Origin of the sequence: Brachybacterium sp. AOP24-D1-21 (assembly GCF_052378665.1) — a bacterium.
Taxonomy (GTDB): domain Bacteria; phylum Actinomycetota; class Actinomycetes; order Actinomycetales; family Dermabacteraceae; genus Brachybacterium.
In genome coordinates this window covers 344649-370043 of sequence record NZ_JBQSXX010000001.1, presented here as the reverse complement: position 1 = coordinate 370043, position 25395 = coordinate 344649, and the positions used below count along the sequence as shown (strand labels likewise).

Annotated in this window: 22 protein-coding genes and 1 riboswitch; of the genes, 14 read left to right on the top strand and 8 right to left on the bottom strand. The window is 70.9% G+C overall.

The genetic code is table 11. The features are described from left to right. Positions 1-4: 4 nt before the first annotated feature. On the bottom strand, positions 5-376 hold the full coding sequence (locus ACT3UF_RS01765; protein WP_442332295.1) for a PLD nuclease N-terminal domain-containing protein: 372 nt from the start codon (positions 374-376) through the stop codon (positions 5-7). Between the two features lie 94 nt (positions 377-470). Between ACT3UF_RS01765 and ACT3UF_RS01760 the strand changes: the two genes are divergently transcribed. After that, on the top strand, positions 471-857 hold the full coding sequence (locus ACT3UF_RS01760) for a DUF4229 domain-containing protein (RefSeq protein WP_442332296.1): 387 nt from the start codon (positions 471-473) through the stop codon (positions 855-857). Here ACT3UF_RS01760 and ACT3UF_RS01755 read toward each other — a convergent pair. From ACT3UF_RS01755 to ACT3UF_RS01745, 3 genes are all read right to left on the bottom strand, one after another. Beyond that, a complete protein-coding gene (locus tag ACT3UF_RS01755) occupies positions 838-1734 on the bottom strand; it encodes a 1,4-dihydroxy-2-naphthoate polyprenyltransferase (protein WP_442332297.1) in 897 nt (298 codons plus the stop codon). The genes ACT3UF_RS01760 and ACT3UF_RS01755 overlap by 20 nt on opposite strands. A 161-nt stretch (positions 1735-1895) precedes the next feature. Further along, the gene (locus tag ACT3UF_RS01750) at positions 1896-3176 is read right to left on the bottom strand and encodes an AMP-binding enzyme (protein ID WP_442332298.1); all 1281 of its coding nucleotides are present in this window, start codon (positions 3174-3176) and stop codon (positions 1896-1898) included. A gap of 31 nt (positions 3177-3207) precedes the next feature. Then, the gene (locus ACT3UF_RS01745) at positions 3208-4203 is read right to left on the bottom strand and encodes a 1,4-dihydroxy-2-naphthoyl-CoA synthase (protein WP_444502200.1); all 996 of its coding nucleotides are present in this window, start codon (positions 4201-4203) and stop codon (positions 3208-3210) included. Between the two features lie 91 nt (positions 4204-4294). Between ACT3UF_RS01745 and ACT3UF_RS01740 the strand changes: the two genes are divergently transcribed. Next, positions 4295-5215: a hypothetical protein gene (locus ACT3UF_RS01740; protein WP_444592096.1), complete on the top strand. Its 921-nt coding sequence runs from the start codon at positions 4295-4297 to the stop codon at positions 5213-5215. 19 nt (positions 5216-5234) lie between these two features. Here ACT3UF_RS01740 and ACT3UF_RS01735 read toward each other — a convergent pair whose 3' ends face one another. After that, complete coding sequence (locus tag ACT3UF_RS01735) at positions 5235-5750, bottom strand: GNAT family N-acetyltransferase (RefSeq protein WP_444607975.1); 516 nt, start codon at positions 5748-5750, stop codon at positions 5235-5237. Between the two features lie 203 nt (positions 5751-5953). Between ACT3UF_RS01735 and ACT3UF_RS01730 the strand changes: the two genes are divergently transcribed. From ACT3UF_RS01730 to ACT3UF_RS01715, 4 genes are all read left to right on the top strand, one after another. Continuing rightward, positions 5954-7240 (top strand): ISL3 family transposase, encoded by a 1287-nt coding sequence (locus ACT3UF_RS01730; protein ID WP_073884858.1) that lies wholly within the window; start codon positions 5954-5956, stop codon positions 7238-7240. Between the two features lie 104 nt (positions 7241-7344). Beyond that, a complete protein-coding gene (locus ACT3UF_RS01725; protein ID WP_444607974.1) occupies positions 7345-8322 on the top strand; it encodes an o-succinylbenzoate synthase in 978 nt (325 codons plus the stop codon). Between the two features lie 47 nt (positions 8323-8369). After that, a complete protein-coding gene (menD, locus tag ACT3UF_RS01720; RefSeq protein ID WP_444502126.1) occupies positions 8370-10172 on the top strand; it encodes a 2-succinyl-5-enolpyruvyl-6-hydroxy-3-cyclohexene-1-carboxylic-acid synthase in 1803 nt (600 codons plus the stop codon). A 182-nt stretch (positions 10173-10354) separates the two neighbouring features. After that, positions 10355-11647, top strand: coding sequence for a S1C family serine protease (locus ACT3UF_RS01715; RefSeq protein WP_444502125.1), 1293 nt, complete (start codon positions 10355-10357; stop codon positions 11645-11647). A 3-nt stretch (positions 11648-11650) separates the two neighbouring features. On the opposite strand, the gene ACT3UF_RS01710 is transcribed toward ACT3UF_RS01715, so the two are convergent. Then, complete coding sequence (locus ACT3UF_RS01710) at positions 11651-12940, bottom strand: isochorismate synthase (protein WP_442332577.1); 1290 nt, start codon at positions 12938-12940, stop codon at positions 11651-11653. 175 nt (positions 12941-13115) lie between these two features. Here ACT3UF_RS01710 and ACT3UF_RS01705 point away from each other — a divergent pair, with 175 nt between their 5' ends. After that, the gene (locus ACT3UF_RS01705; protein ID WP_441444448.1) at positions 13116-14711 is read left to right on the top strand and encodes a cell division protein PerM; all 1596 of its coding nucleotides are present in this window, start codon (positions 13116-13118) and stop codon (positions 14709-14711) included. On the opposite strand, the gene ACT3UF_RS01700 is transcribed toward ACT3UF_RS01705, so the two are convergent. Continuing rightward, complete coding sequence (locus tag ACT3UF_RS01700) at positions 14689-15105, bottom strand: hypothetical protein (protein ID WP_442332576.1); 417 nt, start codon at positions 15103-15105, stop codon at positions 14689-14691. The genes ACT3UF_RS01705 and ACT3UF_RS01700 overlap by 23 nt on opposite strands. Before the next feature lie 303 nt (positions 15106-15408). Between ACT3UF_RS01700 and purN the strand changes: the two genes are divergently transcribed. The 3 genes from purN to ppk2 all read left to right on the top strand — a co-directional run bounded on the left by purN (position 15409) and on the right by ppk2 (position 18902). Further along, a complete protein-coding gene (gene purN, locus ACT3UF_RS01695) occupies positions 15409-15981 on the top strand; it encodes a phosphoribosylglycinamide formyltransferase (RefSeq protein WP_442332575.1) in 573 nt (190 codons plus the stop codon). A 29-nt stretch (positions 15982-16010) separates the two neighbouring features. Then, positions 16011-16088: riboswitch (ZMP/ZTP riboswitch) on the top strand. Between the two features lie 28 nt (positions 16089-16116). Continuing rightward, positions 16117-17805: a bifunctional phosphoribosylaminoimidazolecarboxamide formyltransferase/IMP cyclohydrolase gene (gene purH, locus ACT3UF_RS01690; protein WP_442332574.1), complete on the top strand. Its 1689-nt coding sequence runs from the start codon at positions 16117-16119 to the stop codon at positions 17803-17805. Between the two features lie 191 nt (positions 17806-17996). Continuing rightward, positions 17997-18902: a polyphosphate kinase 2 gene (gene ppk2, locus ACT3UF_RS01685; RefSeq protein WP_442332573.1), complete on the top strand. Its 906-nt coding sequence runs from the start codon at positions 17997-17999 to the stop codon at positions 18900-18902. 187 nt (positions 18903-19089) lie between these two features. On the opposite strand, the gene ACT3UF_RS01680 is transcribed toward ppk2, so the two are convergent. Further along, positions 19090-20604 (bottom strand): aspartate ammonia-lyase, encoded by a 1515-nt coding sequence (locus tag ACT3UF_RS01680; protein WP_442332572.1) that lies wholly within the window; start codon positions 20602-20604, stop codon positions 19090-19092. Between the two features lie 112 nt (positions 20605-20716). Here ACT3UF_RS01680 and ACT3UF_RS01675 point away from each other — a divergent pair, with 112 nt between their 5' ends. The 4 genes from ACT3UF_RS01675 to galK all read left to right on the top strand — a co-directional run bounded on the left by ACT3UF_RS01675 (position 20717) and on the right by galK (position 25178). Beyond that, positions 20717-21007 carry a DUF3017 domain-containing protein gene (locus ACT3UF_RS01675; RefSeq protein WP_441446244.1) on the top strand — a complete coding sequence of 97 codons (291 nt, stop codon included), beginning with the start codon at positions 20717-20719 and terminating at the stop codon, positions 21005-21007. A 208-nt stretch (positions 21008-21215) separates the two neighbouring features. Continuing rightward, positions 21216-22712, top strand: coding sequence for a threonine/serine ThrE exporter family protein (locus ACT3UF_RS01670; protein ID WP_442332571.1), 1497 nt, complete (start codon positions 21216-21218; stop codon positions 22710-22712). Then, positions 22709-23812: a lactonase family protein gene (locus ACT3UF_RS01665; RefSeq protein ID WP_444502123.1), complete on the top strand. Its 1104-nt coding sequence runs from the start codon at positions 22709-22711 to the stop codon at positions 23810-23812. Before ACT3UF_RS01670 ends, ACT3UF_RS01665 begins: the two co-directional genes overlap by 4 nt. A 112-nt stretch (positions 23813-23924) precedes the next feature. After that, complete coding sequence (gene galK, locus ACT3UF_RS01660) at positions 23925-25178, top strand: galactokinase (RefSeq protein ID WP_444502122.1); 1254 nt, start codon at positions 23925-23927, stop codon at positions 25176-25178. Positions 25179-25395: the final 217 nt, after the last annotated feature.

Below are 25395 nucleotides of genomic sequence, written 5' to 3'. Positions count from 1 at the left end.
CGCGTCAGGCGCCGCGGTCCCCGTCGTCCGTGGTGGGCCCGGCGTCGGTGGGCCCGGCCTCACCGTCCTCGCCCTGCTCGCGACCACGCTCACGGCGCTCGCGGCGGATGTCCTCGTCGAGCTTGCGCAGGAAGTCCGGATCCTCGTCCGGGGCGACCGGCCCCTTGCGCAGGGGCTGGGCGTCGCCGGCACTGAGGGAGCGATCCTTGCCGACGAAGAGCCAGGTGATCGGCCCCACCCACGGCAGCAGCACGATCAGCACGATCCAGGCCCACTTCGGGACCCCGCGGACCTTGTCGTCCTCCGTCTGCACGCAATCAGCGAGCGCGAAGACGGTGAGGGCGATGGAGAGAACTGCCAGGATTCCGCGGGCCATGGCCGAAGTGTAGGCAATGCACCTGATCGCGAGGTGGGGGCGGTGGTCGTGAGCACCGGCGCAGAGCATCCGGCAGGAGAACTACCCTGGACCCATGCGTCAGTTCCTGCTCTATGCCGTGATCCGCCTGGGCCTGTGGGCCCTGATCTGGTGGCTGCTGACCCTGCTCGACGTCGGGGTGATGCTGGCCGGGGTGCTGGCGGCGCTGATCGCCATGCTGCTCTCGATCCTCTTCCTGGAGCGGCTGCGCGACGGCGCGGCGATGCGGTGGAAGGGCGCCCATGAACGGCGGGTGGAGCGCCGCGGGGTGCAGGTCGACGAGGACGCCGAGTACGAGGACTCCCTGCTGGACGCCGCGGGGACGGACCCCGAGGAGCCGGCCGGTCCCGCGCAGCAGCTGCCGGACCTCGAGGATCCGGACGACGCCAGCGGAGACGTCGGAGGAGAAAGCACAGGAGACGTCAGAGGAGAAGACCGCTGAGCAGCAGCAGCGAATAGACCAGCTCGAGCCGGCCGGTCGCCCCCAGCACCGGGATCAGGTCACGCCCGGCGGCGCCGCGGAGCACCGTGCGCACCGGAGAGATCGCGAGCGGCAGCGCCAGCAGCACCAGCGCCGCTGGCAGGTGCTCCGCGATCACCGGCGCCATCAGCACGAAGGGCACCAGCAGCGTGGCGGTGTACAGCCATCGGGTGCCGCGCTCGCCCAGTCGTACCGCGAGGGTGCGCTTGCCGGAGAGCTCGTCGGTGGGGATGTCGCGCAGATTGTTGGTGAGCATCAGCGAGACGGCCAGCAGACCGATCGCGACCGAGGCCAGCAGCGCCACCCAGGTGGGCTGCTGGGTGATCGCGTAGGCGGTGCCGTTGACGGCCACCAGGCCGAAGAAGATGAACACGAACAGCTCGCCCAGGCCCAGGTACCCGTAGGGCTTCTTCCCGCCGGTGTAGGACCAGGCAGCGATGATCGCGGCGGCACCGATCACCAGCGCCCACCAGATCTGGGCCACGGCGATGAGCGCCAGCCCGAACACTCCGCCGAGGGCCAGGGAGAGGATCGCGGCCCGCTTGACGGTCGCGGGCTGCGCGGCGCCGGAGCCGGTCAGGCGGAAGGGGCCCACCCGGTCATCGTCGGTGCCGCGGATCCCGTCGGAATAGTCATTGGCGAAGTTCACGCCCACCTGCAGGGAGAACGACACAGCCAGGGCGAGCAGTGCCCTCGGGATCACCAGGGACCAGTCGACCTCCCCGTGCAGGCTCTCCAGCTGCCACACCGCGGCACCGGTGCCCGCGGCAACCGGGGCGAGCGCCGCCGGGAGGGTCCGGGGTCGGGCGCCCTGCACCCACTGCGACAGGCTGGCCATCGTGCTCCTCATGAAGATCGAGGGCCGCCGCGCGACGGCCCGTTCGAGGATACGCCGCGGTCACAGCACCGAACCGCTCCCGTGGCCGACGGCACAGCAGGTGGCGGTCCAGCGAGCGCGGCAGCTCAGCCGCCAGCTCGGCCGGCAACTCGGCCGCCAGCTCAGCCGGCGGCGAGGCGGCGGGCGGCGGCACGGTCGATCTTGCCGATCCCGAGCAGCGGCAGCTCATCGACCACGTGCACCCGCTTGGGGATCATGTGCGCGGGCACCTCGCTGGTGCGCAGTGCCGAGCGCACCAGGGAGCTCGCCTCCGCCGGGTCCATCCCGGGCTCCAGGGCCACCAGCGCCTCGACCCGCTGCCCCCACTCGGGATCCGCGACCCCCACCACGACGCTCGCGCGCACCATCCCGCGCAGCATCAACGAGCGGTCGATGGCGCGCTCCACGTCCTGGGGGAGCACTTTCCGGCCGCCGGTGTTGATGACATCATCGGCGCGGCCCAGCACCGCCAGCCCGCCGTCAGGGCCCAGCTCGGCGAGGTCCGAGGTGCGGAAGCCGCGCGGGGACCCGGCGCTGAAGGGGCCGTGGTCGGTGCCGCCGTCGGCCGTGAGATACCCGAGCGCCAGGGTGGGGGAGAAGATCAGGAGTCGACCCGCCCCGGCGGCGTCCGGCTGCTCGAGCCGCAGCTCCACACCGGGCAGGGGAGCCCGGTCGTAGACGCAGCCGCCCGCGGTCTCCGAGGAGCCGTAGGTGGTGCGCACGGCGATCTTCTGCGCTCGAGCCCGGGCGAGGACGTCCGGGCTGGTCGCAGCGCCGCCCACCAGCACAGCGGCGAAGCGCTTGAGCAGACCGCGGGCGCGGGCGTCGGCGCCCGTGACCCCGGTGACGATCCGGGTCAGCTGGGTGGGCACCAGGGAGGTGATGGCCGGCAGCCCCGCCTGCTCGGCCTGCTCCAGGACGGGCCCGGCGAGCTCGGCGAAGGCGGCGGCATCGAAGTGACCGCGCAGATCTGGCAGCGGTGCGGGCAGTGCCGGGGCCTCCAGGCCGAGGACCTGCGCCGTGCGGTGCGCGCGGGCGATCACCTGCACCCCGGCGATGTGGGTGGGCGGCAGCAGCGGCAGCCAGAAGCCATGACCGCGGGTGCGCGGGGCGGTGCCGTCGGCCGCGAAGAGCTCCGCGGTGGCATCCTGCGAGGCCAGCAGTGCCTCCCGGGTGAGAGCCACGGCCTTGGCGGTGCCGGTGGAGCCGGAGGTGGGCACCACCAGGGCGGTGTCCTCGAAGCCGGCGGGCAGCTGCGTGGGCGGGGCGAAGGGGCCCAGCCAGAGCCGGGCCCGCCCGGCCATCACCTCGCCGATCGCGCCGACGTGGGCGGTCAGCGAGGCGGCAGAGGCATCATAGGCCGGGGGGACCAGCCAGGGCAGCGCGGCAGGTGAGGAGTGCACGGCGGGAGCGGAGATCACAGCGCCGGTTCCCTCAGCCCTGCGGGTGGGGGAAGTGGGACCAGTCGGGGTCTCGCTTCTCGAGGAAGGCGTCGCGGCCCTCAGCGGCCTCGTCGGTCATATAGGCCAGGCGGGTCGCCTCCCCGGCGAACACCTGCTGGCCCATCAGCCCGTCATCGGCGAGATTGAAGGCGAACTTCAGCATCCGGATCGCCTGCGGGGACTTGGTGGCGATGGTCGCCGCCATCTCCAGCGCCACATTCTCGATCTCCGCGTGATCGACCACGCGGTTGACCGCGCCCCAGTCGTAGGCGTCCTGGGCGGAGTACTCCTCGGCGAGGAAGAAGATCTCCCGAGCTCGCTTCTGACCCACCTGCTTGGCGAGATAGGCGGAGCCGTAGCCGCCGTCGAAAGAGCCGACGTTCGCATCGGTCTGCTTGAACCGGGCGTGCTCGCGGGAGGCGATCGAGAGGTCGGAGACCACGTGCAGAGAATGCCCACCGCCGGCGGCCCAGCCGTTCACCAGCGAGATGACGACCTTGCCCATGGTGCGCATCAGGCGCTGCACCTCGAGGATGTGGAGCCGGCCGGAAGAGCCGGTGCGCACCTGCGCGGTGTCGCCGTACTCCTCCTCTGCCGCGTACTCGTAGCCGGCGCGGCCCCGGATCCGCTGATCGCCGCCCGAGCAGAAGGAGTGGCCGCCGTCCTTGGGGGAGGGGCCGTTGCCGGTGAGCAGGATGACGCCCACGCCGGTGTCCAGGCGCGCGTGATCCAGCGCCCGGTACAGCTCGTCGACCGTGTGCGGGCGGAAGGCGTTGCGCACCTCGGGGCGGTCGAAGGCGATCCGCACGGTGGGCAGGTCCCGCTCGGTGCGTTCCCCGTCGGCGGACTCGATCCGCTGGACCGCCCGGTGATAGGTGAGGTCCGTCAATGCGGGCCCGCCGTGCTCGCTCGCCGGCACCTCCCGCCAGAGGTGCGGATCGAAGGTGTCGGAGACCCGACGGGGCAGCGGTGCAGGCGGGGTGGTCATGGATGCCAGGGTAGTCCGAGGGTCGCCAGGTCGTGCCGCGAGGGGAGTTGTCCCCATGGACACCCCGAGATGGCCCCGTTAGGTTCGCGGCATGACCTTTTACGGCGCTGACACCACAGAACTGCGGCTGCAGAGTGATCGCGTTGCGAATGGCTCAATGCGGCTCGAAGAGCTATTCCGTGAGCTACAGACGACAGTCGACAATGTCGAGTGGTACGGTCCCGATGCCGACGTCTTCCGCGCAGATTTCGCTTCCGAGTCGCAACTCGTAGGCACCCGCGTCGAACTGCTGCGGTACCGGGTGGAAGAAATGAAGGAGCATGCAGCCGAGCAGGATCTGGCGTCTCGCGCGATAGAGCAGTGGGCCAAGCATCACGGATGGTCCAAGTCTCGCGGCCTGTCGGCCGAGGAATATGTGCGCTTGCGGGAGAAGGCACAAAAGAACTTCCCACCGACCTGGCAGGAGTCCTTGGGAGCCTGGCTCGACCTGTGGGTGGATGACCAGCTCACACTGCTGGGCCTGCTCTTTGACACAGTCGAGTACGAGTACCGCCACGATCCGCAGCTGAAGAATTTGATTCGACTCGGGAAGATCCTCCCCTGGGTTGGTGCCCTGGTGGAGCTCCCAGATGCCTATCGCCACCTGGAGGAGGGGGACTCTGGAGCCTTCTACGGCGACCTACTGGAGATCGCGCTCGACTTCAGTCCGCTCGCTCCGGCAGTGGCCATCAGTGACTTGATCGCGATGGGTTTCGATATGGACCGATCACCGCTGGAATATGTCGGTGACGCGCTCAATGAAATGCCGACGACGAGGTTCGGACAGAATCTCGGTGGCAACATCATCGAGGCCCTCGGCGCCGAAGAAGGCAGCTTCGAGTATGAGATCGCTTCGACGACGCTGGGATGGCTCACGATGCCGGCTTTCGCCTGGTTCCCCGGCGCGCAGCCCGTGAGCCTCTTCATCGCGATCTACGAGAACATGACCGGCGAAACACTGCTTCAATGGTGACGAGGCGGGCAGATGCCCGTCATTCGAGCCAGGGAAGTGCCTCGTGAGGAGGCGCTGGATCGCCGACGAGCCGACCGTAGGTCAGCACGTCCAGGCGCTCGCCGGCGATGAGGAACTTCCCCCGCTCGGTGCCCTCGTGCACGAAACCTGCCGCGCGGGCCACGGCGCCGGAGGCCGGATTGTTCGCGCGGTGGCCGAGCTCGAGGCGCTCGAGCCCCCACCCTCCTGCGGCCGACGGCGCCAGCGCGCGATCGGCGACCGCTGCCGCCGCGCGGGCAGCCGATCCCCTCCCGCGATGCGTGGCATGGAGCCAATAGAAGAACCAGCCGCTCCGGTTCTCTTCGTCGATGCTGATCGCGACCAGGCCGACGAGGGCGTCGTTCCCGTCGACGATCGCAGTCGCCCGGCGCTCAGGGGACAGCAGCCACGCCGTCTGCTCCCGAGCCTGATCGAGCGTGGTCACGGTGCCCTGCCGCGCCATGTCCGCCGAGGAGCGGTAGGCCTCCAGAAGGGCAGGAGCGTCGTCCGTGCGCACGGGACGCAGCCGGCATCCGTGGGCTGGGTCCGGGGGAAGAGGCAGAGCGGATGGCGTGGGGGAGTCCGGGAGGAAGGGTGCGGTCACGGGGCTCTTCCCGGTTCGTGGTGATGGGGAGCGTCGCGTCGTTGACGTAGAACGGCTCGTGGTCCTGCTGTGATGGGTGTTGTCAAGACATCCGAATCTCAGAGGACCACGAGCCTGTGCACGAGAGTACTGGTTCGCAGCGTGATGCTGCGAGCACGATCTTCAACTTGCCCAATTACCGCGTCATCGATGCCGTCGACCTGCCCGACGGGGGCCGGCGGGTGGTGATCGCCTCGACCGTCCCGCCGGGCTGTCCGTCCTGCGGCGTGCTGGCGACGAAGGTCCATTCCCGCCGGTCACAGCAGGTCCGGGACGTTCCCGTCGCTGGCGCAGCGGTGGTGGTGTGGGCCAAGCGGCGCTGGTTCTGTCTGGAGCCGGCCTGTGCCCGGGGCACGTTCGCCGAGGCCACCGAGCAGATCCCGCGATACGCACGCTCGACGACCCGACTGCGGGACCAGGTCGTCTCTGCCGTGATCCGTTCCGGCCGTGCAGCCTCCGAGGTGGCCCGGGCCCACGGCGTCTCGTGGTGGCTGGTCCAGGCCGCCCTCAGCGCCGCCGCAGTGGTCCTGCCTGACGTCGACGACGTGCGGGTCAGGCGTCTGGGGGTCGATGAGCACCGCTACCGGTCAGTGCGCTGGTTCCGCACCGACGAGGGCGCTTGGAGACGGTTCGAGCCGTGGATGACGACGCTGGTCGACCTGGCCACCGGGCAGGTCCTCGGCATCGTCGACGGCCGGGACTCCAGGGCCGTCGGGGATTGGCTCGCGCAGCGCTCTGAGCAGTGGCGGGAGCGGATCGAGATCGTCGCGATCGATCCCTCGGCCGCGTTCCGCAAGGCGCTGCGGACCTGGCTGCCTCGCGCCGCGGTCTCGGTCGACAAGTTCCACCTGGTCAAGCTCGGGAACGACATGGTCACCACCGTCAGGCAGCGCCTGGCCCGCACCCATCGCGGTCGTCGGGGCCGCAAGGACGACCCGGCCTGGGCCCACCGGATGCTGCTGCTGCGCGGCGGCGACACCCTGACCCCGAGGGCGTGGGAGCGGTTGGAGAGGGTGTTCCGCACCGACGACCCCACCGACGAGCTCTCGGCCTCCTGGGGCATCAAGGAGCAGCTCCGACGCCTGCTGGCCACCGACACTCTCGCCCAGGCCTGGCAGGAGCGGATGCGGATGGGCTACTTCGTCCAGATCGCGAACATGCCCGAGGCCACGAAGCTCTACGACACCGTCGTGACCTGGTGGGACGCCATCGAGGTCCTCATCGTCACCGGCGCAACCACCGCGAAGGTCGAAGCGGGCAACACCGGCATCAAGAACATCAAACGCACCGGCCGCGGATTCCGCAACGCGGAGAACTACCGGACGCGTATCCTGCTCACCAGCGCCGCGAGAACCGTAGCGTGAATACCCGCCACAGCAGGGTCATTCACCACGAACCGCGAAGAGCCGGTCACGGTGCCATCCTCTCGGCTTGGTCTCGACGCCGCCACCTCATTACCCTCGAGGGCATGAGAATCCCCTCCGCCCTGCGCGAGCACGGCATCGATCGCGTCCACGCGTGGTCGATCCCCATGACCACTCGCTTCCGCGGCATCACCGAGCGTGACGGCCTGCTGCTGCACGGCCCGGCCGGATGGTCGGAGTTCTCCCCGTTCTGGGACTACGACGCGAAGGAGTCCGCTGCCTGGCTGCGCGCTGCCCTCGCCGACGCCACTACTGAACGCCCTGCCGCGCTGCGCGACCAGATCGAGGTCAACGCGACCATTCCCGTGGTGCCGGCGGTGCTCGCCCATCGCATCGCGACCGTCGGCGGGGCCCGCACCGCGAAGATCAAGGTCGCCGATCCGGGATCGACCCTCGCCGAGGACGCCGAGCGGCTCGAGGCGGTGCGTGACGCGATGGGTCCGGCCGCCCGGCTGCGGATCGACGCCAACGCCGCCTGGACCCTCGAGGAGGCCCTCACCGCGCTTCCCGTGCTGGAGCGCGCCGCCGGCGGTCTCGAGTACGCCGAGCAGCCCTGCGCGGAGCTTGCGGACCTCGCCGTCCTGCGCCGAGCCCTCGGCATCCCCATCGCCGCGGACGAATCCGTGCGCCGCGCCGAGGACCCGCTGCTCGTCGCCCGCGCCGAGGCCGCTGACCTGCTGGTGATGAAGGTCCAGCCCCTCGGGGGAGTGCAGCGCTGCCTGGAGCTGGCCGAACAGGCCGGGCTGCCGGTGGTGGTCTCCTCCGCGCTCGAGAGCAGCGTGGGACTCAGCGCCGGCCTCGCCCTCGCCGCCGCGCTGCCCGAGCTGCCCTATGCCTGCGGCCTCGCCACCGCCACGCTGCTCACCGGCGACCTCGTCGACGAGCCGCTTCGTGCTTCGCAGGGTGTCCTGCCCGTGGACCGTCCCGCGCCGGCTCCTGAGCTGCTGGAGCGCCATGCCGCGGACGCAGCGCTCGCCGCCCGCTGGGAGCAGCGCCTCGAGGCCTGCGCCGCGCAGCTCTGACTCGGCGCTCGCCGCGGTTCTGACCCCGCGCGCATTACGCTGACGGGGTGCTTGAGCGAACCTCCCTGACCACCCCGCCCGCGTGGATCGACGCCCCCGTGCCCACAGGCTCCGGGGCGGTCGACCAGTCCGTGGCGCTCTGGAGCGCGCTGGCAGCGCTCGGCGTGCGCGAGGCTGTGATCGCCCCCGGCTCCCGATCGGCCCCGCTGGTCTACGCCCTGGCCGTGGAGGGGAACGCGGAAAGGATCCGCGCTCACGTGCGGATCGACGAACGGGCGGCGGCCTTCACGGCGCTCGGGCTGAGCCGTCAGGACCCGGCGCATCCGGCAGCGGTGGTCACGACCTCGGGCACCGCCACCGCGCACCTGCATGCCGCGGTGATGGAGGCCCACCACTCCCGGATCCCGCTGCTGGTGCTCACTGCGGATCGTCCCGCCGAGCTGCGGGAGGTGGGTGCCAATCAGACCACCCGGCAAGCCGGGATGTTCCGCTCCCTGGTGCGCCTGGCGGTGGACCTGCCGGCACCTGCCGCCGTACAGGCGAGCCCCATCGAGCTGCGCACCGTCGTCTCCACCGCTGCGAGGGCGCTGGCCGCGGCGACGGCGGAACATCCGGGCCCGGTGCACCTGAACCTCTCCTTCCGGGACCCGCTGGTGCCGCGCCCGCAGCCCGGTGACTCAGAGGACCACGACACGACCCGGAGCGCTTCCGAACCCTCCCGTGAGCGGATCGTCCTCACCCATCGCGCCCACCCTGCGGGACCCGCCCCGCAGGCGGTGCCGGTCGATGACCGCACGGTGGTCGTCGCGGGGGACGGCGCAGGCCCCTCCGCCGCCGAGTTCGCTGCCCGCCACCAGCTGCCACTCCTGGCCGAACCGAGCTCCGGTGCGCTCCACGGGGCGAGCCTGGTGCCCCGCTATCCCGCGCTGCTGCGCGAGGTGATGGCCGATCCGGAGCATCCGCTGCGACCGCAGCGGGCGATCGTCTTCGGCCATCCCACGCTCTCCCGGCCCGTCGTCGGCGCCCTGCTCGGGGCCGAGGACGTCGAGGTGATCGTGGTGGATCCGCACCTGGACTGGCCCGACGTCGCACGTCGGGCGCGACTCGTGGTCCCTGCCGCGGTGGGGCAGGAGAGGCTCCCCGTGGACGAGACACGGCGTACCGAGCGACTGGCGGCGTGGGCAGAGGCGGCCACCGCTGCTGCAGCGGCGCTGCCGATGACCTGGCAGCAGCACGCCGCGCTCGCCGTCTGGGAGTCCTCCGGACCAGAAGACATGCTGGTGCTCGGCTCCTCGAGCCTGATCCGCGACCTCGAACAGCACGCCGGCCCGAGCGCGGCCCGGGTCATCGCGAATCGCGGCCTGGCCGGTATCGACGGCACCGCCGCGATGGCCGGAGGCATCGCCCTGGCTCAGCGGGCCTCGCCCGCCCAGGACCCCCAGCCCGCCCAGGACCCCCAGCTCGGCCAAGACCCCCAGCAGGCTCGGGAGACCCAGGGCGCTCCCGGACGCGTGCGGGCGCTGGTCGGCGACCTCACGGCCCTGCACGACCTCACCGGGCTGATCATCGGGCCGGAGGAGGAGACCCCGGAGCTGGATCTGATCGTGGTCGATGACGGCGGCGGCCGGATCTTCTCTGGACTCGAGCATGCCGCGGCCCCACCCGCACTGCTGCGACGCTTCTTCACGACCCCGCACGGGGTCGATATCACCGCCGCGGCCGCTGCTCTCGGGGCGAAGACACAGCAGGTCACTCCTCAGACGCTCCCGACCGCTCTGGCTGAGCCGGCCCACGGCCTGCGCGTGCTGGTCGTCCAGGAGACGTCCAGCGGCATCCCGAGGAACTCTTGAGCAGAGATGCTGATATGGACCCCATGAAGGACGAGCACGCTTCGCACGAGGATCATCACGTCTCCGCCTCCCGGCAGCCCTGGCAGTCGGAGCCACCGGCTCCCGACCCTCTGGCTCCCGACCCTCGGACCGATCAGGGCACCTCCTCCTCGGCTCCTGCCGCGGAGTCGGACCCTGCAGCCTTGTCCGCTGCAGCGACCCCTACCACCGCGATCCCCGCCGTCTCGACCCCTGCCCCCGCCGCTCACCCCGCCGACCCCGTCGACGCCGCCGGCCCCTACGGCACCCCCGACCCCGTCATGAGCGGTGCAGCTGCACCTGCACCCGGACCTGCGCCCGCGCCTGCCTCTGCGCCGTCGCGCCGTGGGCCGGGCTGGGGCGGGGTGGCCGGACTGGTCGCGCTCGGGATGCTGCTCTCCAGCGGGGTGACTCTTGGGGGAGTGGTCGCCTACGACCAGCTCAGTCGCTCCGATCCCGCCCCCATCGTGCAGGAGGCCCCCGCCTCGAGCACCGAGGCTCGCCCAGCCGCGCTGTCCAGCGGCGAGGACGCCGATTGGGCGAGGATCGCCGAGCTGGTCGGGCCCAGTGTGGTGGCGATCCACGTCTCCACCGGCAGCGGCACCAGCCAGGGCACCGGCGTGATCCTCGACGAGCAGGGCACGATCCTGACCAACAACCATGTCGTCGACGGCGCCCAGGGCGTGGAGGTGACCACGAGCGACGGGCTCAGCTACCCGGCCTCGATCGTCGGCACCGACTCCACCACGGACCTGGCCGTGATCCGGATGGACTCCGCGCCTGGGGACCTCCAGCCCGCCGCCTTCGCCGACTCGACGACGGTCGAGGTCGGGCAGCCGGTGATGGCGCTGGGCACCCCGCTGGGACTGCGGAACACGGTCACCACCGGCATCGTCTCCGCCCTGGACCGTCCGGTCACCGCCTCTGGGGAGGAGTCCGACGGGTCCGACACCACCTATTCGTCCGCGATCCAGACCGATGCCGCGATCAACCCTGGCAACTCCGGCGGCCCGCTGGTGGATGCCGCCGGCCAGGTGATCGGGATCAACACCGCGATCGCCGGGATCCCCAACGCCTCCGGTCAGGCCGGCAGCATCGGACTGGGCTTCGCGATCCCGTCGAACACCGCGACAATGATCGCCCGCCAGCTCCAGGAAGATGGCACCGCCGAGCACGCCTTCCTCGGGGTGACCAGCACGGATGGATCCTCCTCGGAGGGTGGGGCGACCCATCGCGGGGCTGAGGTGGTCAGCGTCGAGCAGCAGAGTCCCGCTGCCGAGGTCGATCTGCGGGAAGGCGATCTCATCATCGAGGTCGACGACGTCCCGGTCGGCGGTGCCGCGGCGCTCACGGGCGTGGTGCGCGGGCTAGAGATCGGATCGACGCATCGTTTCGAGGTGGTGCGGGACGGTGTCGTGCAGACGATCGACGTCACGCTCGGGGTGCGTCCCTCCTGAGCCTCACGCGGAGGATTCTCCGCGCAGGGCGCGCAGCATCGGCCGGCACTTCGCGAGCGCCTCGGCATGCTCGGAGACGGGATCCGAGGCGGCGACCAGGCCCCCACCGGCCTGCATCACCACCGTCCGGTCATCGACCAGGTGCGCCATCCGCAGCGCGATCGCCCACTGCCCGTCCCCGCGGGCGTCCATCCAGCCCACCGGAGAGGCGTAGCCGCCGCGGTCCCGGGGCTCGAGCCGCGCGATGATCTCGTCGGCCTCCTCCCGGGGCGTGCCGGACACCGCCGCCGAGGGGTGCAGGCGCGAGGCCACATCGAGGCTCGTGGTGCCGTTCCGCAGCCGCGCTGAGACGTCCGAGGCGAGGTGCTCCAGTCCCGGCAGGCGCAGCACGAAGGGCTCAGGGGAGACCTCGATCTCCTCCGCCAGGCCGGCCAGCCGGTCCACCACGGAATCGACGGCGAAGGCGTGCTCGGAGCGCTCCTTGGCATCGGCGCGGAAGGCGCGGCGGTCCACCTCGTCGAGCTCGCCGTCGTCGGCCACCGGCCGGGAGCCGGCCAGCACTCGCGAGAAGACCCGGCCGTCCTCCGTCTGGGCGAGCATCTCGGGGCTCGCGCCCACCACATCCTCGAGGTGATACACCCAGGTGCTCGGATAGGCGCGGGCCAGCCGGGTGAGCAGCACCGCAGGCTCGAGAGGGACGCGGCTGCGCACGGTGGTCCGCTCGGAGAGCACCACCTTCGCGGCGCGGCCCGCGTGGATCTCGAGAATCGCCTCCTGCACCAGCGCCTGGTACTCCTCCGGGGTGTGGTCGGCCTCGAGCTCGAGCTGGTCGGGCCCCGCCGCGGGCACCGGGGGAGAGGGGAAGAGGTCGCGCCAGGAGGTGGGCGACGAAGGCTCCTCGTCGACGCCGACGACGGTGAGGAAGGCCTCGCCGTCGTGCACGCCGAGCAGAGCGCGCGGCACCATCAGCGTCGAGGGGCGCTGCGAGGCGTCGGCATAGGAGAAGCTGCCCAGCGAGATCAGCCCGCTGGTGCGCACCCGCACCTCGTCATCGACCCGGGCGCGGTCGGCCATCTCGCGGAATGCGGCGCTCGCGGCGGTGAAGCGGTGCCGGCCGGTGGTCTGCACGGACCAGGCCGTGCCCAGGGCCACCACTCCCTGGCCGTGACGGATCCAGGCACCGCTGACCTCGGCGGGGACGTGCTCGAGCAGGTCGACCGGGTCCTCGATCCGCTGGGTGCGCACGAACAGGGTCGCCGCGGGGGCGTCGGGGGCATGGAGCGGGGCAGACATCCCCGTCATTATGCGACACCGCAGCCGCTCTGGGCCGTGACCCGCGTCCCGTGGCCAGATGCGCCGAGCCGCTGCTGCGAGGTGCGACCATGGACCGGCGACCCCGCCCGAGGGGCGTGCGGAGCCGCTCCCGGCCCCGCGTCCCCGTCCCCTCACTTCCTGAAGGAGCGAGCACGTGAGCAGCACCGCCGAAAGCATCGCGACACCTCTGGTCCGCGGTGTCCTCGGGGCGCTCACCTCGCTCGGCATCGCCGTCGCCGTCGTGGTGGTGCCGGCGCTGGCCGCACAGGTCGCCGGGACCGCGTCGACCGCGACCGCGCTCGACGCGATCATCATCTCCCTGAACCTGCTGATCCTCGGGCACGGCGGCGGCATCATGCTGAGCACCGGGGTGATCGACGGCGCCGTGACGCTGACCCCCTTCGGCCTGTTGCTCCTGCTCGTGCTGCTGTCCGCCAGCGCCATGCGACGGGTGGGCCGGGCGCTGCGGCCGGTGCGGGACGACGGCCTGCTGCGCACCGGCGCGCTGCGTGACGTCGGCTCCGCGCTGGGCATGTACGCGCTGGTCTATGCGATCGGACTGGCGCTGGTGGCCAGCATCGGTCGCAGTGCGGACTCCTCGCCCATGGTCACCTCCGCGGTGGTCTCCGGGGCGATGGTCGCGGTGACCGGTGGTCTGATCGGGCTGCTGTGGTCCCTGCGCCGGGAGCCGACGGAGTCGGTGCCCGGGGTGCGGGTCCTGGACCTGCTGCCCGCACCGTATGGCGATATCGCACGCTCCGCGCTGCTCGCGGTGACCGGGCTGCTCGGCGTCGGCATGGCGGTCGTGGTGGTGATGCTCCTGCTCTCCGTGCCGGCGCAGTCCGCGCTGTTCGACGGCCTCGCCCCCGGCCCCGTCGGCGGGCTCGTGCTCGCTCTGGTCCAGCTCGCCCTGCTGCCGCTGCTCGCGGTGTGGGCGCTGACGGTGGTGCTCGGCGGCACCGTGGGCGTCGGGACGGCCACCGGCATCTCCCTGGCCGGTGCGGAGACCGGCGTGTTGCCCGCGCTGCCTCTGCTGGGTGCGCTGCCGGCTCCCGGGTCCTTCCCCGGGTGGGCCTGGGTGCTGATGATCCTGCCCGCGATCCCGGTGGCGCTGGGGGCGGTGCGACTGGTGCGCGACGTCGCCGCCCTCGAGCGGCGCGACCGGATCACCGCCTGGGTGGCGTATCCGCTGGTCGTCATCGTCGCCCTGCTGCTGCTTGCCGGTCTGTCCACCGGCGGCATCGGTGACGGGCGCCTGGTGCATCTGGGACCGCAGATGAGCACCCTGGTGCTCCCGCTGATCGGGGTCGTGGTGCTCACCACAGCCGTCGTGCTCGGGGTGCTCGCGACCCCGCTGATCCCCTGGACCCGCGATGCGTTCCGGTCCATGCGGGAGCGGGTCGAGGCAGCGGAGCGCACCGAGCGAAGTGGGGACGCCGGAGGTCGAGAGGACGCCGGTGGCGAGGACACTGCGACGGCGGACGGGGCGGAGTCGGCGGACAGCTCAGCAGTCGAGGACGTCCCCGAGCCCGTGATCCTTGCGACCGCCGACGCCGTGAAGCTCGACGCTGAGAAGATTGGCGCAGGGCGGAACCGTGCAGGGAAGACGGACGCGGGGAAGACCGGCGCAGGGAAGACCAGCGCAGAGGCGAGCGCCGACCTCGAGCCTGATGCCTGGTCGCTCGATACCGAGGATGCCTCGGACCCCGCGCAGCCCGGCTCGGGGATCAGCCGCCGAACAGACCGCTGATCCACTGGGCCATGGAGCCCTGAGCGGCGTCGTCGCACTGGATCCGGGCCTGCTCGGTGATCGCCGTCGAGCGGCACTCCTCGAGCTCGGCCATCGGTCCGTAGAACAGGATGCTGAGTGTCGCGCCCGCGATGATCAGCAGCGTCGCCGGCACGCCCAGCAGTGCACCGATCACCGCCATCGAATAGCGCCGTTCCCTGATCGACAGCACGATCACCGGGATCAGCAGTCCCAGGGCGACCAGGCCCGTGATTCCGGACAGCAGCGAATACGGCAGCGGGGAGAGCATCAGCAGCCAGGAGGCCAGCATCGCCAGGGTCAGCCCGCCCACCAGGCGGGGGCGGCGCCGCGATGCCTGGTCCTGCTTCGGGCCGGGGGAGGAGTCGCTGTTCATCGAGTCCATTGTGCCCGTTCGCGCGCGCAGGCACGGCCAACCCGGTTCTCTATCGCCGACTCGTCACCACGCGCTCGTCGAACGGGTCTGTCGGTCGGACCCGTCGGCCGCACCCGTCAGTCGGGCCCGTCAGCTGCATCCGTCGGCCGGGCCTGTCGGTCGCACCTGTCGGCTGCAGCCGTCAGCCGCACCCGTCAGCCGCACCCGTCAGCCGCACCCGTCGTCCTGACCTGTTCGAGGGAATGCGGCCCGCGCAGCTCGTCGTGGCTGCTGCAGGAGGACTGCGATGACTACTCTGGAGCGGTGAACCGCCTCCCCGTCGTCGTCCTCATCTCCGGTACCGGCTCCAACCTCGCCGCCCTGCTCGCCGCCGCGCGCGGCGAGGACTGTCCCTATGAGGTCGTCGCCGTGATCGCCGACCGCGATGCCGCGGGCCTCGAGCATGCCCGGGCCGCTGCCATCCCCACCGAGGTGGTGTCACTGTCCGCGCATCCGGACCGCGACGCCTGGGATCAGGCGCTCGTCACCGCTGTCGCGGCGCACAGCCCGCACCTGGTGGTGCTGGCCGGCTTCATGAAGCTCGTGGGGCCGCCGCTGCTGGAAGCCTTCGGCGGGCGGATCATCAACACCCACCCCGCGCTGCTGCCCTCCTTCCCCGGAGCTCACGGGGTGCGCGACGCGCTCGCGCACGGGGTCAAGGTCACCGGCTGCAGCGTGATCGAGGTCGATGCCGGTGTGGACACCGGACGGATCCTCGCCCAGACCGCCGTGGAGGTGTTCGACGAGGACACGGAGGAGACCCTCCACGAACGGATCAAGGCCGTCGAGCAGCCGCTGCTGGTCGAGGTTGTGCGGCGTCTCACCGCGGCTGGCTGAGCCGAAGGGGCCTACGGGCCCCGGCTAGGATGGCGGCACACGACTGGCGAAGGTGGGGGACCACCGGGGAGTGACGAGCGTGGACATCGACCGCCTGGGTGCCCGCAGCAGCAGATCCGAACAGGAGCACGCCCCGTGAGCACCGCAGAACGCCGCCCCATCCGTCGAGCCCTCATCTCCGTCTTCGACAAGACCGGCATCGTCGACCTCGCCCGCACCCTCGCGCAGAACGGCGTCGAGATCGTGTCGACCGGCTCTACCGGGTCCACGATCCGTGACGCAGGCATCGCCGTCACCGACGTCGAGAGCGTGACCGGCTTCCCCGAGATGCTCGACGGCCGGGTCAAGACCCTCCACCCGCGCATCCACGGCGGGATCCTCGCCGATCAGCGGCTCGACGCGCACCGCACCCAGCTGGCCGATCACGACATCGCACCCTTCGACCTGGTCGTGGTGAACCTGTACCCGTTCAGCGAGACGGTCGCCGCCGGGGGCACCTTCGACGAGATCATCGAGAAGATCGACGTCGGCGGCCCCACCATGGTGCGCGCCGCAGCGAAGAACTTCGCCTCCCTCGCCGTCGTCGTCGACCCGGAGGTCTACCGGATCGCCGCCGAGGCCGCCGAGGCCGGCGGGTTCACCCTCGCTGAGCGCCAGGAGCTCGCGACCATCGCCTTCACCCGCACCGCCGAGTACGACGACGCGATCAGCGACTGGATGCTCGAGCAGCTCGAGGACACGGCCGAGGATGACACCCCGACCGGCGCCGACGACCAGGCAGACTCCGACGAGGACGGCTCCTTCGACGACGACGAGGACATCTCCATCCTCGACCTCTCCGATGCCGACGCCGCCGAGCTCGGCATCACCGCGACCCTGCGCTACGGCGAGAACCCGCACCAGCGGGCGCGTCTGGCCGTCACCGACGAGAGCGCCCCGGGCCTGGCCGGCGCAGAGCAGCTCGGCGGCAAGGAGATGAGCTACAACAACTACGTCGACGCCGACGCCGCCGTGCGCGCGGCCTACGACCACGACCGTCCGAGCGTCGCCGTGGTCAAGCACAACAACCCCTGCGGCATCGCGGTGGCCGACGAGTCCGAGGACATCGCACTCGCCCATGCCCGCGCCCACGGCACCGATCCGGTCTCCGCCTACGGCGGTGTCATCGCGACCAACCGTACGGTCACCCTCGCCATGGCCCAGCAGGTCAAGCCGGTCTTCACCGAGGTCATCCTCGCCCCCGGTTATGAGGACGAGGCGCTCGAGCTGCTGCGCACCAAGAAGAACCTGCGGATCCTGCGACTGGTGGGGGAGTACTCCCGCAGCGTCGAGATGCGTGAGATCTGGGGCGGGATGCTGATCCAGGACGCGGACACCATCGCCGCTGAGGGCGACGATCCTTCGCAGTGGACCCTCGCCGCGGGCGACGCGGCGGATGCCGCCACCCTCGCGGACCTCGCCTTCGCCTGGCGCTCGGTGCGGGCTGTGAAGTCCAACGCGATCCTGCTGGCCAAGGACTCCGCAGCGGTCGGCATCGGGATGGGCCAGGTCAACCGCCTGGATTCGTGCCGTCTTGCCGTCGCCCGTGCGAACAGCCTGGGACAGGCCGCCGACGGTGCCGCGGTGCCTGAGCGGGCCCGCGGTGCGGTCGCCGCGTCGGACGCGTTCTTCCCCTTCGCCGACGGTGCACAGATCCTGCTCGACGCCGGCGTGCGCGCGATCGTCCAGCCGGGCGGCTCGATCCGCGACGAGGAGGTCATCGAGGCCTGCCGTGCAGCCGGGGTGACCATGTACCTCACCGGGACGCGCCACTTCGCGCACTGAGCCGGTCGCCCGCCCCGGCGGCGGGGACTCTCGCCGGGGCGGTGCAGGCATCCGCGCCCGCGGAACCGGCGTCCCGCTCACGCGGGGCGCCGGTGCCCCCATCGCGCATGTCGAGGGGCCCTCTAGTTCACCGAATGGACATGCGGGGCCTCTAGAGTTGGACCCATACACCAGCGTACGAAGGAGCGACCGTGAAGATCCCTGACAACCAGAGCCTGCGCGAGTACATCGAGCATCTGCGCGAAGAGGGGTACTCGGTCCTCGACGGGCACACTCCGGACCCGGATCTCATCGACCCTCAGGGCAATCCCGTCTACACCTGGCAGGAGGGATACCCGTACGAGACCCGCATGGACCGGGACGAGTACGAGCGCGAGAAGTACAAGCTCCAGGTCGAACTGCTGAAGTACCAGTACTGGCTCGAAGACAACGATCAGAAGTCGGTCATCATCTTCGAGGGGCGGGACGCGGCCGGCAAGGGCGGCACCATCAAGCGCTTCACCGAGCACATGAACCCGCGCACCGCCCGGGTGGTGGCGCTGAACAAGCCCAGCGACCGCGAGCGCGGCCAGTGGTACTTCCAGCGCTACATCCAGCATCTGCCCACCGATGGCGAGATGGTCATGTTCGACCGCTCCTGGTATAACCGGGCCGGAGTCGAGCGGGTGATGGGCTTCGCCACGCCCGAGCAGTACGAGACGTTCATGAACCAGGTGCCCTACTTCGAGCGGATGCTGGTCGATTCCGGCATCCACCTCACCAAGTTCTGGTTCTCCGTCTCCCAGAAGGAGCAGCGCACCCGCTTCGCGATCCGCCAGCTGGATCCGGTGCGGCGGTGGAAGCTGTCCCCGATGGACCTCGAGTCCCTGGACCGCTGGGAGGCGTACACCGAGGCGAAAGAGGAGATGTTCCGCCGCACGGACAAGAAGTACGCGCCCTGGACCATCATCCGCTCGAACGACAAGAAGCGGGCGCGGCTGAACGCGATGCGCTACTTCCTCTCGCAGTTCGAGTACGAGGACAAGGACCACGAGGTCGTCGGGCTCCCCGATCCCAAGCTCGTCATGCGCGGCAAGATGGAAGAGGCCGACGAGTGAGCTGATGCTCCCTCGGCGCGCCCGCATATACCGTGCGCGCACGCACGCACCCCTCCCGCACTCGCACGCACCGACACGCCAGCCCAGAACACCGGCAGCTCCCGTTCGGGGACGGAGCCGGTGTTCTCGGTCGGCGTGTCGCGGTCGAGAGTGAGGGGCGGGGGAAGGGCGAGGGGAGCGATGGGAGTCAGCCCTCCGTGATCGGCTCCTCGGGCAGGCGGGCGATCTCCCCCGAGTCCAGCCACTCCTCCGAGAGCGCCGGCAGGGTGCCGGTGGGGGTGGTGCGGTGCGGGCGGGTCATCGAGGCCGGGGACAGCAGTGCCTTCAGCCGGGTCTCGTCCAGGAGGCCTCGCTCGAGCACCAGATCGGCGACGGGACGGCCGGTGTCCAGGGCGGTGGCGGCCACATCGGTCGCGGCGGCGTAGCCGATCACCGGCACCAGCGCGGTGACCACGCCGATCGAGCGGCGCAGGTGGTCCTCCAGGATGTCCTCGTTCAGGGTGATGCCGGCGATGCAGCGATCGGCGAGCGTGTTCATCGCCCGGGTCATGATGCGCGTGGACTCGAGGATGTTGAACGCGATGACCGGCTCGAAGGCGTTCAGCTGCAGCTGCCCGCCCTCGGCGGCGAAGGCCACCGTGAGATCGTTGCCGATCACCTCGAAGGCGACCTGGTTGACGACCTCCGGGATCACCGGATTCACCTTGCCCGGCATGATCGAGCTGCCCGGCTGCACCGCGGGCAGATTGATCTCGTGGAAGCCGGCCCGCGGGCCCGAGGACAGCAGGCGCAGGTCGTTGCAGATCTTGGAGATCTTCACCGCGATGCGGCGCAGGATCCCGGAGAAGGTCACGAACGCGCCGGTGTCGCTGGTGGCCTCGACGAGGTCGATCGAGACCATGAAGTCGATGCCGGTCAGGGACGAGAGCTCCTCGGTGGCACGCTGCGCGTAACGCGGATCCGTGGTGATGCCGGTCCCGATCGCGGTGGCCCCGAGGTTGATCTCCTGGAACGCCGACGCGGTGCGGGTGAGTCGCTCGACGTCCTCCTCGATCGTGGTGGCCCAGGCGTTGAACTCCTGGCCCACGGTCATCGGGACCGCGTCCTGCATCTGGGTGCGACCCATCTTCAGGATCTCGGAGTACTCCGCGCCCTTGGTGCGGAGGGTGGAGATCAGATGCTCCATCGAGTCCACCAGAGCCGGGAACGTCAGCAGGATCGCCAGCCGCAGCGAGGTGGGGTACACGTCGTTCGTGGACTGGGAGAGGTTGACGTGGTTGTTCGGATGGAGGTGCTCGTACTCGCCCTTGGCGTGACCGAGGATCTCCAGCGACCGGTTCGCGATCACCTCGTTCGCATTCATGTTGGTGCTCGTGCCGGCGCCGCCCTGGATCATGTCCACCACGAAGTGCTCGTGGAGCTCACCGCCGGCGATCTCGGAGCAGGCCTGCTCGATAGCGGCCGCTCGCTCGTCATCGAGCGCTCCGAGACCGTGATTCGCGCGGGCCGTGGCCCGTTTGACCTGGGCGAGTGCCTCGATCAGTCGGGGGAAGTGGCTCAGCGCCACATCGGTGATGTGGAAATTCTCCTGCGCACGCAGGGTCTGGACACCGTAGTAGGCATCGGCGGGCACTTCGCGATCGCCGAGCAGATCATGCTCCGTGCGGGTCGCAGTACCGGTCATCGCACCGGGGATGGTCATGTGAAGGAGTCCTCCAGGTCGCTCTGCGGTCGACGGCGCTGCCGACCACGGCCAGGGTAGCCGCGTCGGGGCCGACGCGAGGACCGTACGGCGTGGACCGTACGATGGGTCCGTGTCCGAGCGTCGTTCCCCCACCACCCTCGCCGCCGCCTTCCAGCGGCAGGCGGTGCTGACTCTTGCCCTGTGCGCACTGGGTGCGGTCGTGGCGATCGCCGTGCTCGCCTCCGTGCCGCTGGCCGGGCTGCTGCTGGCCGCGCTGCTGGGGGTGCTCGCCGTGCTGAGAGCGGTGCTTCCGGTGCGGGCGGTCGGGGCGCTCGCGGTCCGCTCCCGAGGGCTGGACGTGGTGGTGCTGCTGCTGCTCGCCATCTCCCTTGCTGTGCTGTCCGCCTCGCCCAACCTCTGACCTCCGGCCTGACGCCACCTCTCCGCTGACGTCTCCGCTGACGCCAGCTCTCCGCTGACGTCACTGCGGTCCTCCTCGTTGACGGACGTGCTGCGCCGCGGCGCAGCAGCACCGCGCGGACCGGTCGGCGCGGTGAAGCGTCAGGCTGTGAGGCGTCAAGCGGCCCGCGGAGTGTTCCAGGTCCCGGCGCGTGTGGCACGATCGGTGGGTGCCCACCGACTCCACCCGGCTCCATGCCGTGTTCGACCTCGCCATGAGGATCGGCGAGGGCCTGCTCACCAACGGCGCCGCGGCCTCCGAGGTCACGGCGACCGTGCTGCGGGTGACCAGCTCCTCCGGTCTTCGCAACGTCTCGGTGCAGGTGACGTTCAACGAGGTGACGATCTCCTACCTGGCGGACGAATCCGCCACTCCCTTCACCAGGGTGCGCTCCGCGAGCGAACGGGTGCAGGACTTCGCCCGGCTGGCCGCCTTCGAGGACATCTCCCACGGCTACCTCTCCGGAGAGCTGCCGCTGGACGAGGCGCGCCGTCAGGCCTCCGCGATCCCGCAGCGCCAGCCTCTGTACCGCATCCCCCTGGTGGTCGCCGGCTTCGCCGTCATGGGCGGGGCCGCGGCGCTCTTCTTCGGAGCGGGCAGCCTCGTGGTGCTTGCGGCGACCCTCTCCGCCGGGCTGCTGATCGCGATCGGCGAGCTGTTGGCGCGATGGAACATCCCGCCCTTCTACAGCCAGGTGCTGGGGGGCTTCATCGCGGTGGGGGGCGCAGTGCTCGTGGCCCTGCTCGATGAGAGCGCGAACCCTTCGACGGTGGTGATCTCCTGCATCATCGTGCAGCTGGCCGGGCTGAGCTCGATCAGCGCCGTCCAGGACGCGGTCACCGGCTGGTATGTCACCGCGGCCGGACGCATGCTCGAAGCGCTGATGCTCACCGTCGGCCTCGTGGCCGGGGTCCGCGGAGGCATGTTGCTCGCCGACCTGGTCGGCGCGGATATCTCGGTCAGCGCAGCCCTTCCCCTCACCCTCACCACAGCGGTGGTGGTGATCATCTCCGGGCTGGGCATGGGGCTCGGCTACGGGGTCGGCACGCAGGTGCCCGCCCGGCTGCTCTTGTTCGCGGCGCTGGTCGCTGGGGGCTCCGGGATCCTCGCGCATCTGCTGTCCGGCCTGCTGCTGGACCGCACCGTCGCCGTCGCCCTGGCGGCCTTCGGCACCGGCATGGTCTCCACGGCGCTCGCAGATCGGCTGCGCGCCCCGTCCCTCGCCTTCGTGATGGCCGGCGTGATCCCGCTGGTCCCCGGCAGCCTCATCTACCGCGGCCTGCTGGGGCTGGGCGATGATCTCGGCACCGGCGTCGCCGATCTGCTGGGAGCCGCCGAGATCGCGGTCTCGATCGCGGCCGGGGTGGTGCTGGGGCAGCTGCTCGCCTCGCGCCTGATGCCCTACATCCGCCGCACCGGGATCGCGTACACCCCGGCGATCTCCTCGCCGTTCACCACGCTGCGCCGCCGCCGCCTCTCTCTGGGCTCGCGCGGGCAGCGGCGTCGTCGTGGCGCGCCGGTGATCGAGCCGTCTACGATGACCGGCGAGATGACAGCGCTGTCCTCCACGATGTTCGAGGACCCGTCCTTCCTGGCGGATCTCGATCCGCCCTCGGACCTCGAGGACGGTTCGCGGCGGCGCACCGACCCCGAGGAGCCCTCGTGAGCACCACCGCCTTGAGCACCACCGCCGTGAGCGCCACCGCACAGATCGCCGTCGGCGGATATTCGCGCAGCGGCACGGGCCGCGGCCCGGGTCTGACCCTGCTGAAGCTCACCCTCGAGGATCCCCACGCCGTGCCTGCGGTGGAGCAGCTGGCGGTGGTGGATCTCGCCGATCCCTCCTTCGTGCTCTGGAACGAGGACGGCACGCTGCTGTACGCGGTGCTCGAAGGGGACCCCACCCGGGTGGCCGCGGTGCGGGTGAGCGCCGACGGGTGCGCGGCGGAGGTGCTCGGAGAGCTTGCCGTGGACGGCTCCGGGGGCTGTCATCTGAGCTTCGGCACGGACCGGTCCACGCTGGTCATCGCGCAGTACGGGGCGGGCAGTGTCGTCACGGTGCGGCTGGATGCGGACGGCGTCCCCCTCGAGCAGATCGATCTGGACGACCATCACGACTACAGCGACGGAGAGGACCCGCATCCGCACCAGGTGGTCCCGCTGCCCGGTACCGAGGTGCTCGCAGTGCCGGATCTCGGCCTGGATCGGGTGCTGCTCTACCGCCAGGACGTGGAGGGAATGATCAACCTCAGCGGGGAGATCCCGCTGCGGCGGGGCAGCGGACCACGACATCTCGCCCCGGACCACGAATCGGAGCAGCTCTACATCGCCTGCGAGCTCTCGGGGATGGTCGCCACCGCATCCCGGGACGAGCCCGCACCGCAGCTCACCCGTGGTGCCGCCGGCCGGGACCCGCGGGCCGGACATCGCTGGAGCGTGCGCTCGATGACCCCGGCCAGCAGTCATGAGGGTCCCAATGCGCTCTCCCACATCGAGCTCGCGGCAGAGGAGTCGCTGCTGGTGGTGGCCAACCGGGGCCCGGACACGCTCTCCCTGCTCTCGCTGGCCATGATGCGGCCGCAGCTGGTGGCGGAGATCGAGGTCGGGGCGCATCCGCGGCACTTCACCCAGTGGGGCGAACTGATCCTGGTCGCCGCGCAGGAAGGGGACTGCATCGATGTGCTCAGGCGCGCGGGGGAGCGGCTCGAGGTGGTGGGGGAGCCGATCCCTGTTCCGTCGGCGGCGTGCCTCGCGGTGCGTCCCTGAACGTTGCTCCTCGGCTCTTGTCGAGATGACGGTTAGACTCTCGGACGCCGAGCCGGACAGGGCGCGCTTCCCGCTGCGCCGCCGGCTCCTCACCGCTTCGGAAGGAACCCCCATGATCTCTGCCGCTTCTCCCGCCGCCGCTGCGCGACTCGGAGCAGATCCGGCCGCGGTCGAGCTGTCCGCCGCCCCGGACCGCTCGGAGGCCGCGGATCACGCCGCACAGCTGTTCATCGAGTCCTTCGGCTACGAGCCCGACGGAGTGTGGTCCGCGCCCGGCCGGGTCAACATCATCGGCGAGCACGTCGACTACCAGGACGGGCTGTGCCTGCCGATGGCGATCTCGCACCGCTGCTTCGCGGCGGCGGCGCGCACCCCCACGGATCGGCTGCGGGTGCGCTCGGCGCAGGACGAGACGGTCCTGGACATCGATGCGCGTGCGCTCACGCCCGAGGCTGTCACCGGCTGGCCGGCCTATGTGGCGGGTGTGCTGTGGGCGCTGCGCTCCCGGATCTCGGGGGCCTCGACCCGCGGGATGGACATCATGATCGACGGTCAGGTGCCGCTGGGTGCCGGGCTCTCCAGCTCCGCGGCGCTCGAATGCGCCGCTGCCGAGGCCATCGAGGCGCTGCTGAGCCTCGGCACCGAGCCGCTGGACCGGGTGCGGGCTGCGATCACCGCCGAGACCGACTTCGCCGGGGCCTCCACCGGCGGTCTGGACCAGTCCGCCTCGGTGCTCTCACGCGAGGGGCATGCCCTCTTCCTGGACTGCCGTGACTTCTCCACCCGTCCGGTGCCGTGGGACCTCGCTTCGCAGGGCCTCGCCCTGCTGATCACGGACACCCGCGCCGAGCACTCCCATGTCGATGGCGAGTACACGGCACGCCGTGCGGACAGCGAGCGCGCGGCGCAGGCCCTGGGCGTGCCGACGCTGCGGGACGTCGACCCCGCACAGCTGGACGAGCAGCTCACCCGGATCGACGACGAGGTGGTGCGCCGTCGCGCCCATCACGTCATCACCGAGATCCAGCGGGTGCGGGAGTTCGACGCCCTGCTCGCCGCCGGCACCGTGCGCGAGCAGGTGACGGACCTCGGCGCCCTGCTGAACGCCTCGCACGACTCCCTGCGCGAGGACTACGAGGTGACCGTCCCGCAGCTCGACGTCGCGGTCGAGGCCGCGCGGGGGGCGGGTGCCCACGGTGCGCGGATGACAGGCGGCGGCTTCGGCGGCTCGACCATCGCTCTGGTCGAGGCGCAGCAGGCCCCGCAGGTCGCGGCGGCGATCGCTGCGGCATTCGCCGAGCATGGCTTCGACGCCCCGGAGTTCTTCCTGGCACTGCCCTCGGAAGGCGCCGGGCAGGACCGCTGACACGCCGGCCACGTCTGCAGACGCCGACTGCGACAGCCGAGGGGGACCAGATCCTGCTGGTGACCACCGGATTCGACGAGGCCGCTGCGCTCGGCGTGCGGGTGATCTCCTTGCCGCGTCCGGAAGGGTGGAGCGGCAGGAACTGGCCGCTCTGAACGAGGCTGCTTCTCCCCGCTGACCGAGAACACCGTGCCCACCCTGGCCCCGTCGCCCTCGC